This window comes from Candidatus Margulisiibacteriota bacterium, assembly GCA_031268855.1.
In the GTDB taxonomy this organism is placed as follows: domain Bacteria; phylum Margulisbacteria; class Termititenacia; order Termititenacales; family Termititenacaceae; genus Termititenax.
In genome coordinates this window covers 1-14,723 of sequence record JAIRWS010000012.1, presented here as the reverse complement: position 1 = coordinate 14,723, position 14,723 = coordinate 1, and the positions used below count along the sequence as shown (strand labels likewise).

Sequence of the window (14,723 nt, the reverse complement as noted above, 5' to 3'; positions counted from 1 at the left end):
CTGTATTTGGTTTCGTCCTCCGGCTGCGTGATATTACGCGTAAGTTTGTGTCCTTGCGGATCGACGACATAGATCAATTTGATAAACGCTTCGCTGGCGCAGAAGTCCTGCAGGATCGGCTCGATAACCGCCGGATCGAGGGTCAGCAGCTCCGCGCGGTATTTGTCCGCCAAACTGTTGATCACGGCAATTGCCAAACGGCTGCCTTTTTTCTTCAAGCCTTCCAGATCAGAATGGAACAAGCTCGGCAGATTTTTTTTGGTCTGATCGATCAGCTCGGCCTCGGAGATCGTGGACACGCGGTCTTTGGCGTACTGTGCCATGACCCATTTGTAAATACGCTGCAGACGCGGATCGTCTTTAGCAATTTTTCTCTCCTCGGGCAGGCGAAAACGCTCGTTGATCCAAAAAGCGATGCCTGCTGTGCCGGATTTATCGGTGACCGCTACGGACATCGGGCGGTTGAGCAGCCTGCCGGTGTCAAAAATATTGTAAATGCGCTCGTTCTTGATCGCGCCGTCCGCATGAATGCCCGCGCGCGTTGTATTGAAATCACGCCCGACAAAAGGCTGATTGGGCGAGATCGGATCGCCGAGGTCATCGTGATAATAACGCGCCACGTCCGTGATGATCGTCGTGTCGATACCACAGGTGTCGCCGCCGTGCATGGCGATATAGTCCATGAGCAGGCCCTCCAGCGGCGCGTTGCCGGTGCGCTCGCCCCAGCCCAGCAGCGTGCCGTTGACCGCCGCGCAGCCGTACAGCCAGGCCGTCGTCGCATTGATAAGCACTTTGTGAAAATCATTGTGGCCGTGCCACTCCAGCAATTCGGCAGGCACGCCGGCCTCCTGACGCAGGGCGTGAAAGATCTTAGGCACACTGCGCGGCAGCGGCGCATTGGGGTACGGCAGCCCCAGACCCAGCGTGTCGCAGGCGCGGATCTTGATCGGAATTTTGGCCTGCCGGCTACGCTCCATGAGCGCCTGCGCGAAAGGCAGGACAAAGCCGACAAAATCCGCGCGGGTAATATCCTCAAAATGACAGCGCGGCTGCACGCCCTCTTCTAGCGCCGCATCCACCACCGCCAGATAATCTTCCAGCACCTGCCGACGGTTTTTTTTCAGCTTCAAAAAAATATGATAATCCGATGAGGAAGTCAAAATACCGGTTTCTTTCAAACCCATCGCTTTGACCAGCTTAAAATCTTCTTTGACCGCGCGGATCCAGCCAGTGACCTCTGGAAATTTATAACCCAGCTCCAGGCATTTTTCCACGGCTTTTTTATCTTTATCCGTGTAAAGGAAAAATTCCGACTGGCGGATCACGCCGTGTTCGCCGCTCAATTTGTGCAGAAATTTATAGAGCTGCACGATCTGCTCAACATCATAGGGCGGGCGGGACTGCTGGCCGTCGCGGAAAGTCGTGTCTGTGATCCAGGTGTCCTTGAGCCGCAGCGTTGGCACGGTCTTTTTTTCAAACTCAATCACCGGCACCTTGCTGTACTCAAAATAATTTTCGTACAGATTCGGTTCGGCCACGTCTCGCAGTTTATATTTTTTCTCTTTTTTTACCATGCACCACCTTATTCAGCAGGTTGGTTATTTTATCACAATACGAAAAAAACGGACAATGTTCGGCGCCGGCAATTTCCTGCCAAACCGCATCCGGACGCAAACTCCGCAAATATCCGACCGCGCTGAACGGAATGATCCTGTCTCCGCGCGCGTGCAGAATACCCAGCGGATAACGGCCGTCCCGTACGGCAGCGGTCAGATCGGCGGCGTGCAAAGCCCGCAGATAATTTAAGGCGCTGGCTTTAGCGTCAATAAAATATTTTTGCAGCAGCAAGTTTTCTGCCGGCGCGCTGCCCATCAGCCGCAGAAAATGTCCCGCCGCGCTGGAAAAATTCCGCTGGCAGGCCAGGTAAAATTTTTTTTGCGCCGCCGCGTCCCGTGAGAACACCGCCGCGGAGCTGACCAGCAGGACCGCCCGCGGCCGCAGCTCTCGCGCCGCCAATAAAGCCAGCTGCCCGCCCATTGACCAGCCCAGCAAAATTGGCTCAATAATGTTTCTCTCCGCGCTAAATTTCCGCAAAGCTCCGACCGCCTGCCGATACGCGTCACCGCCGGTTATCAGCGGCGGTGTGAAATAATGCACTTCATGATCCGCAAAATTTTCGGCAAAATTTTTCAGAAACTCCGCGCGGATGTTCCAGCCGGGGATGAAAATCAGCGGCCGCTTACGCATGCCAATAAAGATCCCCGCCGTAGGTGTCGTAAATGACCGTCACCGGAAAATCTTTGACGGTCAGGCGGCGCACGGCCTCCGTGCCCAGTTCAGAGAAGGCGATTATTTCCGCGGCGCTGACCGACCGCGCCAGCAAAGCCCCCGCGCCGCCAATCGCGCCGAGGTACAGCGCTTGATTTTGCCGCAAAGCGGCTTTGACTTCCGGCGCGCGCGGCCCTTTGCCGATAACCGCGGCCACACCGCGCGCCAGCAATTCCGGCGTGAAAGGATCCATACGGTCGCTGGTCGTCGGGCCTATGGAGCCGATCGGCTTGCCGGCCGGCGCGGGTGTAGGGCCAGCATAATAGATCACCTGCTTTTCCAGCGGAAAAGGCAGCGGCTGATTTTCCCGCAAAAGCTTCTGGATCTTTTGATGCGCGGCATCGCGGGCTGTGTAAATAACACCGCTTAAAAAAAGCTCGTCCCCTGATCTAAATTTTAAAATATCTTTTTGCGCCAAAGGCAAATTTACCTTGTAAACCATACCTTACACCTTCTTTTTACGGCAGGACGACTACCGGATAATTGATAGTTACGCGGTCTTTTAATTCCAGCAAATCGACGTTGCGCAGGCGGATGCAGCCATGCGTGTCGTCGCGGCCGATCGTGGAGTCGTCATGCGTTCCGTGAATGGCAATGCCGTCCCATTTCCCGTCGAAGCGCAAAAACCAGGGGCCATAGGCGCCGGTGATCGGCCCCAGCCCATCGCCAAAATCAAAAGCCCAGGTTTCCGACGGCTCGATAGACACGATCCGAAAAACGCCTTCTGGCGTGCGCCGGTCGCCAACAGCCTGCTTGTCACCAGTGTTTTGGCCGGTGGCGATCGGATAACGGTAAGAACCGCCGGCCTGATAAAGCGTCAAATATTTTTTCGCCTTGTGCGCTACTATAATATTGCTGGAAATCTTTTGCCGGTAATAAAGGTCAGCCAGATCAAAAGCCAGACAACCGGCGCAGAGCAGAAGCAAAATCAACAGTTTACGCATCAAAGAAGTATAGCAAAATTCGGCGTTTCATAATTGCGAAGTTTTTTGCCAACTGGCATAAATCTTGCAACCACATAATAAATTAAAGAAAGGAGAAAATATGCCAACTGCCAAAGAATTAATCCCGGTAGAGGTCATCGAAAACAAGATTTTGTTGTTACGCGGTAAAAAAGTCATGCTGGATAGAGATTTAGCCAGTCTTTACGGTGTGTTAACCAAAAATCTAAACAAAGCCGTAAGAAGGAACATCGAGCGGTTTCCGGAAGATTTTATGTTCCAGCTTACCGCTAAAGAAGCGGAAATTTCAAGGTTCCAAAATGGAACCTTGAAAAAAGGTTCTGGTTCCAACATCAAATATCTGCCTTACGTTTTCACAGAACAGGGTATAGCCATGCTTTCCAGCGTGTTAAACAGTCCACAAGCTATTCAGGTCAATATTCAAATTATGCGCACTTTTACCAGATTGCGCAAAATCATGCTCACGCATAAAGATTTGCAGGTCAAATTGGAGCAGATTTTGCAGCAGCAGGAAAAACAACACGGCAAACTGCTGGAGCACAACCAGCAAATCGCCGCCATTTTTGACGCTATTAAACAGTTGCTGCAAAATGACGAAACTTTCCAGCAACGGCTGACTTATACAGAGGACAAAGAGCAGAACAAACTCTGGGGTTTCGCGCCGCGGAAATAAACTCAACAAAAGTTAGACTACTTTACTTTCATAATATACACCAGCGTGTAATAGCTGGGCACAATACCAACAGGGCTGGCTGTTCCGCTGGAACTGTCCGTCGAGCCAGTCAGCGTGTGGCTATGGCTGCCACCGGTCGCCGTACCGGACAGGGGGTGCGTGTGCCCGCCGCCGGATGCCACGCCGTTAGAAAAAGTATGACCATGTTCGCCGCCGGTTTCTGTATAATACGTGCTGGCAGTATAATCCCAGCTAGGATTATTGTTACTGCCTGAATGCTTGCCATTACTGTTCAGCATATTTATTGCATGTCTATGGACTCCGCCGCTGTCCACATTGCCGCTCACCGTATGCATATGCCCGCCTTCACTAGCCGCAGTGCCACTTATTGCATGCACGTGATCGCCAGCGCCAACGGTGACATTGGACAAACCATGATTATGCGCGGGGATATTGACCGCGGTCAGAGTCACGCTGTCGCTGCCGCCAACACCGCCGCTGCTAGCGCCGGCCCGGATAAATTTATCTATCAAATCCGGCGTACCGTTCTGGCCATCACACAATTTCCAGACATCCTTGTAAGCGGTAGCCGCGGCATTGGTCAGCTCAGTATATTCGCTGCCGCTGAACATTAAAATTGTGCCTTTGGGAAAGAACAGCAGATGCAGTAAATCGTCCGCCACCATCGGCTGGCCTTTAGCTATAGTCATAAAAAATCCCCCTTTGTTTTTGGTTTTAATAATTATAACGCCCTTTTTTGTGTATGTCAAACTATTTTTATTTTGATAAAACAATATAATGAGCGGCCTTTAAAAAAACTACAATTGACCAAAGCAGATAGCTGGAGGATATTGGTCATGGACAAAAAAAACGAGACGCTGGACTGCGCTTTGCGCCGGTCAATTTCCGCCAAAATAGTAAATTTGCTACAGACGCTGAATTTATCAATCGAGGAAGCCGCGCTCAACGCCGGTCTGGAATACTCCAATTTTTACTATGTGATGAAAGGCAAAAACACTCCGCGTCTGGACACGCTGCTCAAAATAGCCAGGAGCCTCAACGTACCGCCGGAATATTTTTTTAAAGATGTGAAAGTGCGGACAAACAGCCGCCGGGACAGCCTGCTCCAGAAAAACACTCTCTTAAACAAAATAATCAAAGAAACCAATAAGCTGGAAAAACCCGCGCAGACATTTTTTCTGAAAGTTTTAAAAATTTATAACGGTCGGTAAAGCAGTTCGGTCGGTGAGCGTAGTCGAACCGATGTTGTCTTTATAGAATCAGTCCTGTTAGAATTTAGCCCATGTTGAATATTTCGGTCATGTCAAACGCGCTGCTGGTTTTTGGCGCCGCTTATCTGCTCGGCGCCGTGCCTTTTGGCGTGATCGCGGCTAAGCTCTGCGGCGTGGATATTTTTAAGATCGGCTCCGGCTCGACTGGCGCGACCAATGTTATCCGCGCCTGCGGTCAGGGGTGGGGACTGGCGGTTCTCGCGCTTGACGCCGCCAAAGGCGCTTTGGCCGTCTATCTGGGACTGCGGCTTTTTCCGCCCGCCACCGATCCCAACAATGCCTGGCTGGTGGTAATTTGCGGCTTTTTGGCTCTGGTTGGTCATTCGGCGTCGGTGTTTATCGGTTTTCGCGGCGGCAAGTCCGCGGCGGCTGGCCTTGGCATCGCGTTAGCATTAGACTGGCGCATTTTTTTGGCCATCGCCGCGTTTACCCTGCTCGTCCGGCAGCTCACCGGCTATCAATCTGTCGCCAGTCTAGCCGCTGGCGCGCTGGCGTTAATTTTGTTCCTGATTTTTTCGCCGTATCCGGCGTATCAGCTGCTCACGCTGGCCGCGGTAATTTTTGTCTGGCTCAAGCACATTCCCAATATTCGACGACTCGTCGCGGGCACAGAAACCCGGATCACAGGGAAACAAAATGGTTAAAGCCGCGATCTTGGGCTGCGGGGCTTGGGGCACGACGCTCGCTAAAATTTTGGCGGAAAACGGCCACGCCGTGACGATCTGGTGCCACAACGCGGTCATCGCCGCGCAGATCAACGCGCGCGAAAACAAAGAATTATTGCCCGGTATAATTTTACCCGACAAAATCCAGGGCAGCGCCGTATTGGCCGAAACTTTAGCGGGCGCGGAACTGATCGTCATTGTTACCGCCTCTCAGTATTACCGGCAGACTGTCCAACAGCTCAAAGACCTCGCGCCGCCGAACCGCCTGATCCTCTCCGCGACCAAAGGCCTCGACGAAACCACTGGCAAACGCATGTCCGAAGTGCTGGCGGAATATTTCACCAAGACCGCCGTGCTGTCCGGGCCAAATATCTCGCGCGAGATCGCCGAGCAAAAACCAGCTACCACCGTCATCGCCTCCGAAAACAGCGCGACGGCTCAAACCATACAAAAGCTTTTTAATAACAGCTATTTTCGTGTGTACACCAATAACGATGTCATCGGCACTGAGTACGGCGGCACGCTCAAAAATATTATCGCCATCGCCGCGGGAATTGTCGACGGCCTGCAGCTCGGCAACAACACCAAAGCCGCGCTGCTTGTCCGCGGCATGGTCGAAATAGCCAAATTGACTATCACACTGGGCGGTCGATCTGAAACAATTTTTGGCCTGGCCGGCATGGGCGATCTTATCACCACCTGCTCCAGCGCCCTAAGCCGCAATCACACTGTCGGCGAACAGCTCGCGCAAGGCAAAAAACTCGCGGAGATTTTGCAAAATCTCAAAGCGGTGGCGGAAGGCGTGCCGACCACAAAACTGGCTTACGCGCTGGCGCAAAAAACCGGCACACCGATGCCGCTGACCGAACAAATGTATGCTATCCTGTATCAAGACAAGCCGATCCAGGCCGCGATCGCGGCTTTGATGTCGCGGGACCTGAAAGCGGAGAGCATATGAGCGCAGCCGAAACAGAATTGGAATTCCAGCCCAACGACGATTTTCAGGTGCAGCTGGAAGTTTTTGCGGGGCCTTTTGATCTGCTGCTGAAATTGATCGACGAAGACAAGGTTGAGATTTTTGACGTGTCGCTCAGCAAGATCACCGCGGCGTATTTAGAACATTTGCACAAAATGCAGGAATTAAATCTGGAGATCAGCAGTCATTTTCTGGAAGTCGCCGCGTTTTTGATCCATTTAAAATCCAAAAAATTGCTGCCGGAAGATCCCGGCCCCGAGGCGGATCCGAATTTTGCCGCGGAAAAACGTTTGTTCCTGGAGCGGCTTATTCAATACAAGGCTTTCAAGAAGCTGACCAAAAATCTGTTGCAGCGCGGAGACGCTTACGCGCATGTGCACACCAGAGACGCTATTAACAATGATTATTTGAACGCGCTGCCCGCGGAAAAAAATATCGTTTTCCGCAACGCGCAGGTCGAGCTGCTGGTCAAGGCTTTTAACCGCGTCTGGCAGAATTTTATCGCCAGCGGCGCCGATATTACGATACCGCTACCCAGGATCTTTCCGGTGCGCGAGAAAATGCAGCAGATCATTGAACGCCTGAAAGATTCGCCGGCCGCGGCGCTGCTCTCTGAATTTTTCCAAAATCTGAACGACCGCAGCGAAATCATCGCTACTTTTATCGCTATGCTGGAACTGGTGCGGCAGCAGTTTATTCTTGTCGCCCAAAATGCTATATTTGACGACATTGAAATTTCGGCGCGCAAAAATATCGGCGCCCAGCCGGTGGAATTTGACGAAGCAGAGTACAACACGGTCGTGGATTTGACGGCAGGAACAACGGGAGAATTAAAAGAAAATGACGGAAACAGCGCTCAATAATTTACTGCCGCAGCTGGAAATTTTGCTGTTCATGGCGCGGCAGCCGCTGCTGCTGGAACAATTGGCGCGTTATCTGGAAACGCCGGAAGAAACCACACTGCAGCTCATCGCGGAGCTGACCGCCCAATACGCCGATCCGGCACACGGCTTGCAAATCGTCAATATCTCCGACGGTTATCAATTTGCGACCAAGCCGGAATACTCCAAGCCGCTGGAACTATACATCAACACGCCGCAGGAATTTTCGCTGTCCGCGGCGGCCATGGAAACACTGACGATCATCGCCTACCGCCAGCCGGTCTCCAAAAGCGAGCTCGAGGCGATCCGCGGTCTTAATTCCGACTGGATAGTCAAGTCGCTGCAGGACAAAGAGCTTGTCGAGGAACAAGGCCGCTCCGAAGGCCTTGGCCGGCCGACCCTTTATGGCACAACCGAAAAATTTTTGCGGCATTTTGGGCTTAAAAACCTGCAGGATCTGCCGCCCGAACCAAAATTCAAAATGGCGACCGATCAGGAAACAACCGCGGAAAAGCTCCAGCAGTTCGCGGCGGCGCAAACCGCCGCAATAATCTCAACCGCTGACGATCCGGTATCAGCCGCAAAATCTCCGCAAAATTGAATATTTGCTAAAATAGTGTAGAATTACAACATTATGACAGACAATATTTTAGGAGCGCCGGGTGATCCAGCGCCGGAAAACCTCACTCTCGGCCAGCGTCTGAAACAGGCGCGCGAGGCCAAACAGTTAGGTCTGTCTGAGGCAGCCGAACAAATTAAAATTAAAAAAACTTTTCTGGAATATTTGGAGCAGGATGAATTCCAAAAGCTGCCGAATCCGGTCACGGCCAAAGGCTTCGCCAAAGTGTACGCTGTTTTTCTGGGACTGTCCGTCGAGGAAATCGCCGCGGAATTTAACGCGCTTTTTCCCGGCGAGGCCGGTCATAAACGCGCCGTAGCGAAAGTGCAAGTCGGCCTGACCGTCGACAAGCGCACGCTTTTTCCCAACGGTATGAGGTCAATGAACGCGCCCGGATTTAACAATTTTCACTCCACGCGCAATAAGAGAAACAACAAATGGCTCTGGCGGCTGGCTTTGGGCGTGGTGTTGTTCGTCTGTGCCGGCGGAATTTTTATTTACAGCATTAATTCTTCGCTGAACGGCATTACCAATACCAATCTGCGCCAGCAAACCGATGTTCCGCGGCTGAATTCTAAAGACACGCCGGAGTCCAAGCAGCAAAATTTCAACCCGAACAAGGTTTACATTGACGCCACAGCACTGAACCGGACTTATATTTCCGTCATCATCGACGGCCGCACAATTTTTCAGGGCAATCTGGAGCGCGGTGACAGCAAGACCTGGGAAGGCGACCAGTACATCAAAATCCGCGCCACGATCCCGCGCAATCTGCGTCTGTATGTCAATGGCAAAGATGCTGGCGTGCTCGACGAGCAGTCCACTATGCTAGAAAAAACTTTCTTCACGCCGGGCAATCAAGAAAAGAAAGACACTCCGCCGCCCGCGCCCAGGCCGCCAGTCAGAGAGCCTGCGTCGGCCGCCGCTCCTACCCCGGCTCCAGCCACTCAGCAAGCGGCTCCGGTCAACGAAGTGCCGGCCGCGCCGGCAACAACAAACAGAAATTCGATTTTTGGTTTTCTCTGACGGCAGGGTAGCTAACGGCGGCCACTGCTGCGTGGCCTTGCGACCGACGGTGGCCTCAAGCCACCGAGGAAGTGCCGCTGGCTGACCGAGCCAGCGGCTTTCCCTCACTTAACGTCGGGCTTTCAGCCCTCGTTAAGTTCGGGTCAGCTGGTGAGAGTACTAGATATGCTATAATTTTTCAACATCTGGCGGGGTAGCTAACGGCGGCCACTATGTGGCCTTGTTGCCCTCTCTTAACGTCGGGCTTTCAGCCCTTGTTAAGTTCGGGTCAGCTGGTGAGAGCGTTAGATATGCTATAATTTTCTAACATTTGGCGGGGTAGCTCAGCTGGTGAGAGCGATGGATTCATAACCCATAGGTCGGCGGTTCGATTCTGCCCCCCGCTACCAAAATTTTCGCATAGCGAAAATTTTGGCCTCAAGCCTGCGGAGCAGGCGCAGAGACAAGTTTATAATATACAAGTCAATTGTGCCATTACGGATAAAATGACAAGTCAAGTAAAAAACGTTAGAACACGATACACGTAGCAGCTACAAGGACTGCCAACCTAAAAAGTATGTTCAGCGCAAGCCAGCAGACGAATTTTACGAACAACATTAAGAAAACACTTGAAAATTCTGGATTAAAAACCAAACTACAAATATTCTGTATTTTGGGAATTGAATTCCCAAAATGATAGAGATATGATATGCTTATCATATGATTAACAGAGAGATGTCTGGTTATATTAAAAAACTAAAAACTCAATTTCCCGTCATTGCTATAGTCGGCCCCAGGCAAAGCGGTAAAACCACCCTTATAAAGGAATGTTTCAAGAACTATAAATACTTTAACCTGGAAAATCCAGATACCCTTGTTCAGATTGAATCTGACCCCGGTGGCTTTATGCGCAACAATAAAGAAAAAGTCATCATAGACGAAGTGCAGAAATACTCTAAATTAATGTCTTATCTGCAAGTATATTCCGATGAGATTGGCAAAATGGGTAATTTTGTGATCTCTGGAAGTGAAAATCTACTTCTATCAGAAAAGATAAGCCAATCTCTTGCCGGCAGAGCCGCCTATGCAACCTTACTACCCCTAACAATCGCTGAAAGCAAAGCTAAAAACTATTATGATTGTATTTTTTACGGAGGTTATCCTGGTTTGATTTCTAAAAAACTAGACCCGCTTGAGTTTTATAATCAATACATCAATACTTATGTAGAAAGAGATGCCAAACAAATAGTAAATATCAGAAACTTGTCTCTATTCAGAAAATTATTGTTTTTATTAGCTGGCAGGGTTGGCTCAATCATAAATTATAATTCCCTAGCTAATGAAATAGGCGTGGACCATAAAACCATTGAGGGCTGGTTATCTGTTTTAGAAACAACCTATGTTATTTATAAACTCCAGCCTTTCTATGAAAATTTTGGCAAAAGGTATATTAAATCTGCTAAAATTTATTTTACTGACACTGGTTTGGTGTGTAGATTGTTAGGCATCCAAAAAAGCACAGAACTGCAAACTAATAATATGACCGGACACCTTTTTGAAAATTTAATTATTGCCAATACCCTGAAACATTTTTTCAATTCTGGTAAGCGCAATAACTTATATTTTTTCAGAGACACCGTTGGTAATGAGGTAGATTTAATAATTGAATCCGGCAATGCGCTTAGCGTATGTGAAATAAAATCTGCTTATACCTACAACAAAGTGTTTGAGAAAGGGCTAACTTATTTTGAGCAAATCATTAAATCCAGCAGGTATAAGCTACTAGATAAAAATGTCATATACACTGGAGATTCATTCACTACGGGCAATGTTAAGGTAATAAAGTGGAGTGAATATATGTCAGGCAGTCATTAAAGACAATCATTATTATGTTTGCGAATTTGTCGGCTCGTCTACGAGCGAATAAGCAAAGTTAGGAGTATCTAGCGATATGGGAGAAGAAAATTATATTGGTTTTACTAGCGAGGCTATACCCAATACGATACCTGAAAGTTTGGTTGAACAATCTTTAACAGAAAAACAACAGAAAATCATTGAAATTCTTAAAACATTTAATAATGGTACAGAAAACATATACCTAGCAGGAATTTACATTTGGCAAACAGCTGGATTTCCCGCAAAACAATCAGTCGTAGCACATTGTTTCAGGGAACTCATAAATGCAATTATCAGGCGGACAGAAACAGACTATAAGAACCAAATCATAGACGCTTTGAAAAGTGTTGATTTTATTAAAAAAGGGAAATCATCAGATGAAGAAATAAAAAATTGGGAATGGGCAAGAATATTTATACTGGGCTGCCTTGCCATATTTAAAGAAGATCGCCACAGCATTGCCCAGAGCAGTCATGGCTACTATACAGCCGGTGATTGACGAGATGAATAAGGAAACTGCCAAAGAACAAAACCAGCAGCTTATTTATGGGTGTATTCAGAGCCTATCGCTTGAAATGCCAGATCAACAATTTATAGTCATCTGGCAGGCATTTGCAAATTACCTCACAGTCACAGCAAAGATTGGTTTTATCGATCCTAAAGACTTTGAGGCTGTCTTTGACAGATTAATACTCTTGAATAGAAATTTACTTCTAAAAATAATAGAGCAAATACTCAACATAAAAACGCATATTATACATCAAACATTTTCCGATGGAACATCTTGGGATTCTCTTGATGCCAGGGATATTAAACTGGGCAGCGCCTGGCTGTACGACAATATATTAAAAAAAGCGCAGGATTTATTTTGTCATGAGCCACTGGCATTACTTAATTTACTTGTAACTATTTATCTGAACATTTTTGTTGGGCTTACAGAAGAACAAATAAACAGCTACGAGCAGTCCGGATATATCCGTCGCGCAGCGATTGAGATTCATTCTCAAGATGAATATAAAAAACACGATGTAACTTATAAGTTGGTTTCTGCAATCCGTGATACTGGCTTAGCTATATTAAATACTAATCAACCAGACTATATAAATCAAATGTTTCAGTTATTAGCAGATAAGAACCTTCCCATATTTAAGCGTATTATTCTGTATTTATTACGCGTTGAAAAAAATTATGAACCACAATTATTAATAAAATATCTCACGGATTATGATTTATTTTCTGACCATGGATATTTGCATGAGTATTATCATCTGGCGCAAGATAAATTTGGCGAATTGTCTCAAGACGCACAAAATAAAATCTTGAACTACATTGAATCTGGCCCCCAAGAGGAATATTATCAGCAGGATAGCGAATATTGGCCAAAGCCAAGGAAAATCAATCATTGGATTCACCATAGAATTGACCCTATAATAAAATATTTGCCTCAAGCATTTACCGACAAATATAAAGACTTTTTATTCGATGAAAATGGAGAATATAAACCATATAATAACGGAGAGCATCCTGATTTTAGTTCTTATATGACATCCCTACACGGAAGCGTCTCCCCCAAAGAAGACTCGGATATAGCAGAAATGCCCATCCCCAAACTTGTTGAATACTTGAAAAACTGGAAACCAGAACGAACTGGTTTTGATGCACCCACAATAAATGGTTTAGCTGATACTTTGGGAAAAGCTGTTGAAACTCAACCAAACAAGTATCTGCAACAACTGGAATTGTTTAAAGCTGTAACCGAACCGACATATATTCGTAAGGTACTTTTTGCTTTAGATAATGTAAAAGACAAAACTATGGATGATTGGCGTAAAATTCAAGATTTATGCAAATTAGTCATCCAACAAAATAAAAACTTTCCAGATAGGAAAGCCTGGTTGGAGGCAGATCCGAATTGGCATTGGGCTAAACACGAAGCTGCTCGTCTTATATCTAATTTGTATTCGCAGTCTTACAAAGACCTGATAATTGAGGATGGGTTTCTGACGGATTCATTTAATATATTAAAAAAATTAGTACTGGAACAGGATGAGCACCTAGAAAAAAAAGAAGTTCAGTCAGACACTATGCGTGCTGACCGAGAGTTTTATACTAGCGCCATAAATTCTATGCACGGAACGGCACTAGAAGGACTTATATATTATGCTTTTTGGTTATCAAATAATAAGAAAACCACCGAACATGTACTCCCTGTGCTTGATAAGTTATTAGAAACTGGCACATATCCAGAAACCTGGGCTGTGTTTGGTCGCTTTTATCCCTGGTTAAATTCACATTTTGAAAAATGGTCTACCGCTAATTTAGACAAGATTTTTGTAAAAAGCGCTAAAGATAAATTTGATGCGGCCTGGTTGTCATACCTAAAATACGCGCAGTTTTTTAATAACATATTTGGGTTGTTAGAGTCCGTCTACAAATATGTTTTAGAAAATAAATTCTCTGCTGATAATATATCAACAGAGAACAGAGCAAGCCAACACATTGCGCTTGCTTATGGCCGGGGACTTATTAAATTAGATTCAGATTTACTAAAATTCGTTTTTGACGCGCCAGATGAACGAAACGAATTGATACGATTTATTGGTGTTTCACTTGCATCCGAAAAAGAAAACTTACCCGCAGATATAATAACTAGATTTATAAATTTGTGGGATTTGGTATTAGATAAATTTAAAGATATGAAACATGATAATGAAGCGATGTTTGAAAATTTCCAATGGTGGTATGAGAGTGGTAAGTTTGACAGAAAATGGGCAATCAAACAACTTCATAACTTGGTTACGAAGCGTAAAATAAAAATGGAAGGTTATATGTTAAAAGATGCTCTATTAACTGATTTACAAAATCATACCCGTTTGGTTTTTGAGATTGTCAGAGAATTGTCATCTTCAAGGGCTGGGTTGTTAGTGCCTCCAGACAATATTATTGTAGAAATCATGAAATATATTAAAGAGAATACCTTTACTAAAGACCAAGCATTAAAAACAGACAAAGATACTTTTATAAATGAATTTCTGAGAAATCGCCCTAGTTATGATATAGACTGGGAAACCAAACTAAAACCATATTTAGATATGTAAAACCTAATAATCCAATCCAGTATTTTTATTGAAAAATATATTGCCGGTCGTTATTTAATCAAGCCCTGGCTGGACGGCCTGAATAAAGTCGATCAAGACAAAATCGTGACAGCAATGCGCAGCGGTCTGTTCAGCAGCATCGTTGACCGCAGGCTTTTTGGCAGAAAAGGCGTAGCCGCGAAGTGACAAGCTTACAACACAAAAGTTAAGTAAAAGCCAAACCTATTTCCAGCTACTTGAGATTTTTGGCCAGAGTTTTGAGCATGGCCAGCACGGCCTTTTGTGTTTTGACATCCAGTGTGCTAATGGCACGGGATATTTTATTTTC

Annotated in this window: 15 protein-coding genes and 1 tRNA gene; 11 read left to right on the top strand and 5 right to left on the bottom strand. The window is 46.9% G+C overall.

Annotated features, from left to right (window positions below):
- From LBJ25_00880 to LBJ25_00865, 4 genes are all read right to left on the bottom strand, one after another.
- A partial coding sequence (locus LBJ25_00880; protein MDR1452518.1) for a histone-lysine N-methyltransferase occupies window positions 1–1,574 on the bottom strand: 1,574 nt, incomplete at its 3' end.
- Window positions 1,549–2,247: an alpha/beta hydrolase gene (locus tag LBJ25_00875; GenBank protein ID MDR1452517.1), complete on the bottom strand. Its 699-nt coding sequence runs from the start codon at window positions 2,245–2,247 to the stop codon at window positions 1,549–1,551. The genes LBJ25_00880 and LBJ25_00875, both read right to left, overlap by 26 nt.
- Window positions 2,240–2,770, bottom strand: a complete 531-nt coding sequence (locus LBJ25_00870) for a FumA C-terminus/TtdB family hydratase beta subunit (GenBank protein MDR1452516.1) — start codon at window positions 2,768–2,770, stop codon at window positions 2,240–2,242. The genes LBJ25_00875 and LBJ25_00870 overlap by 8 nt, the downstream gene beginning before the upstream one ends.
- Window positions 2,771–2,786: 16 nt before the next feature.
- Window positions 2,787–3,272 carry a L,D-transpeptidase gene (locus LBJ25_00865; GenBank protein ID MDR1452515.1) on the bottom strand — a complete coding sequence of 162 codons (486 nt, stop codon included), beginning with the start codon at window positions 3,270–3,272 and terminating at the stop codon, window positions 2,787–2,789.
- A gap of 100 nt (window positions 3,273–3,372) precedes the next feature.
- Between LBJ25_00865 and LBJ25_00860 the strand changes: the two genes are divergently transcribed.
- Window positions 3,373–3,963, top strand: coding sequence for an ORF6N domain-containing protein (locus LBJ25_00860; protein MDR1452514.1), 591 nt, complete (start codon window positions 3,373–3,375; stop codon window positions 3,961–3,963).
- A 17-nt stretch (window positions 3,964–3,980) separates the two neighbouring features.
- Here the strand turns inward: LBJ25_00860 and LBJ25_00855 are convergent, their stop codons facing one another.
- Window positions 3,981–4,673 (bottom strand): hypothetical protein, encoded by a 693-nt coding sequence (locus tag LBJ25_00855; protein MDR1452513.1) that lies wholly within the window; start codon window positions 4,671–4,673, stop codon window positions 3,981–3,983.
- A gap of 147 nt (window positions 4,674–4,820) precedes the next feature.
- Between LBJ25_00855 and LBJ25_00850 the strand changes: the two genes are divergently transcribed.
- The 10 genes from LBJ25_00850 (at window position 4,821) to LBJ25_00805 (ending at window position 14,395) form a co-directional block, all read left to right on the top strand.
- On the top strand, window positions 4,821–5,195 hold the full coding sequence (locus LBJ25_00850; GenBank protein ID MDR1452512.1) for a helix-turn-helix domain-containing protein: 375 nt from the start codon (window positions 4,821–4,823) through the stop codon (window positions 5,193–5,195).
- Between the two features lie 71 nt (window positions 5,196–5,266).
- Window positions 5,267–5,899 carry a glycerol-3-phosphate 1-O-acyltransferase PlsY gene (gene plsY / locus LBJ25_00845; GenBank protein ID MDR1452511.1) on the top strand — a complete coding sequence of 211 codons (633 nt, stop codon included), beginning with the start codon at window positions 5,267–5,269 and terminating at the stop codon, window positions 5,897–5,899.
- Window positions 5,892–6,878 carry an NAD(P)-dependent glycerol-3-phosphate dehydrogenase gene (locus LBJ25_00840; GenBank protein MDR1452510.1) on the top strand — a complete coding sequence of 329 codons (987 nt, stop codon included), beginning with the start codon at window positions 5,892–5,894 and terminating at the stop codon, window positions 6,876–6,878. Before plsY ends, LBJ25_00840 begins: the two co-directional genes overlap by 8 nt.
- Window positions 6,875–7,759, top strand: coding sequence for a segregation/condensation protein A (locus tag LBJ25_00835; protein ID MDR1452509.1), 885 nt, complete (start codon window positions 6,875–6,877; stop codon window positions 7,757–7,759). Before LBJ25_00840 ends, LBJ25_00835 begins: the two co-directional genes overlap by 4 nt.
- Window positions 7,737–8,378: an SMC-Scp complex subunit ScpB gene (gene scpB, locus LBJ25_00830; GenBank protein ID MDR1452508.1), complete on the top strand. Its 642-nt coding sequence runs from the start codon at window positions 7,737–7,739 to the stop codon at window positions 8,376–8,378. Before LBJ25_00835 ends, scpB begins: the two co-directional genes overlap by 23 nt.
- Before the next feature lie 33 nt (window positions 8,379–8,411).
- Complete coding sequence (locus LBJ25_00825; protein ID MDR1452507.1) at window positions 8,412–9,422, top strand: DUF4115 domain-containing protein; 1,011 nt, start codon at window positions 8,412–8,414, stop codon at window positions 9,420–9,422.
- A 312-nt stretch (window positions 9,423–9,734) separates the two neighbouring features.
- Window positions 9,735–9,811, top strand: a tRNA-Met gene (locus LBJ25_00820).
- Between the two features lie 310 nt (window positions 9,812–10,121).
- Window positions 10,122–11,276: an ATP-binding protein gene (locus tag LBJ25_00815; protein MDR1452506.1), complete on the top strand. Its 1,155-nt coding sequence runs from the start codon at window positions 10,122–10,124 to the stop codon at window positions 11,274–11,276.
- 76 nt (window positions 11,277–11,352) lie between these two features.
- Window positions 11,353–11,796 (top strand): hypothetical protein, encoded by a 444-nt coding sequence (locus LBJ25_00810; protein MDR1452505.1) that lies wholly within the window; start codon window positions 11,353–11,355, stop codon window positions 11,794–11,796.
- The gene (locus LBJ25_00805; protein MDR1452504.1) at window positions 11,771–14,395 is read left to right on the top strand and encodes a hypothetical protein; all 2,625 of its coding nucleotides are present in this window, start codon (window positions 11,771–11,773) and stop codon (window positions 14,393–14,395) included. The genes LBJ25_00810 and LBJ25_00805 overlap by 26 nt, the downstream gene beginning before the upstream one ends.
- Window positions 14,396–14,723: the final 328 nt, after the last annotated feature.

What these genes read in the sequence shown, in the direction of transcription:
- LBJ25_00840 (MDR1452510.1), top strand. Translation starts at nt 5,892, where the DNA reads ATGGTTAAAGCCGCGATCTTGGGCTGCGGGGCTTGGGGCACGACGCTC.
- plsY (MDR1452511.1), top strand. Translation starts at nt 5,267, where the DNA reads ATGTTGAATATTTCGGTCATGTCAAACGCGCTGCTGGTTTTTGGCGCC.
- LBJ25_00875 (MDR1452517.1), bottom strand. Translation starts at nt 2,247, where the DNA reads ATGCGTAAGCGGCCGCTGATTTTCATCCCCGGCTGGAACATCCGCGCG.
- LBJ25_00835 (MDR1452509.1), top strand. Translation starts at nt 6,875, where the DNA reads ATGAGCGCAGCCGAAACAGAATTGGAATTCCAGCCCAACGACGATTTT.
- LBJ25_00860 (MDR1452514.1), top strand. Translation starts at nt 3,373, where the DNA reads ATGCCAACTGCCAAAGAATTAATCCCGGTAGAGGTCATCGAAAACAAG.
- scpB (MDR1452508.1), top strand. Translation starts at nt 7,737, where the DNA reads ATGACGGAAACAGCGCTCAATAATTTACTGCCGCAGCTGGAAATTTTG.
- LBJ25_00815 (MDR1452506.1), top strand. Translation starts at nt 10,122, where the DNA reads ATGATTAACAGAGAGATGTCTGGTTATATTAAAAAACTAAAAACTCAA.
- LBJ25_00810 (MDR1452505.1), top strand. Translation starts at nt 11,353, where the DNA reads ATGGGAGAAGAAAATTATATTGGTTTTACTAGCGAGGCTATACCCAAT.
- LBJ25_00825 (MDR1452507.1), top strand. Translation starts at nt 8,412, where the DNA reads ATGACAGACAATATTTTAGGAGCGCCGGGTGATCCAGCGCCGGAAAAC.
- LBJ25_00805 (MDR1452504.1), top strand. Translation starts at nt 11,771, where the DNA reads ATGGCTACTATACAGCCGGTGATTGACGAGATGAATAAGGAAACTGCC.
- LBJ25_00865 (MDR1452515.1), bottom strand. Translation starts at nt 3,272, where the DNA reads ATGCGTAAACTGTTGATTTTGCTTCTGCTCTGCGCCGGTTGTCTGGCT.
- LBJ25_00850 (MDR1452512.1), top strand. Translation starts at nt 4,821, where the DNA reads ATGGACAAAAAAAACGAGACGCTGGACTGCGCTTTGCGCCGGTCAATT.
- LBJ25_00855 (MDR1452513.1), bottom strand. Translation starts at nt 4,673, where the DNA reads ATGACTATAGCTAAAGGCCAGCCGATGGTGGCGGACGATTTACTGCAT.
- LBJ25_00870 (MDR1452516.1), bottom strand. Translation starts at nt 2,770, where the DNA reads ATGGTTTACAAGGTAAATTTGCCTTTGGCGCAAAAAGATATTTTAAAA.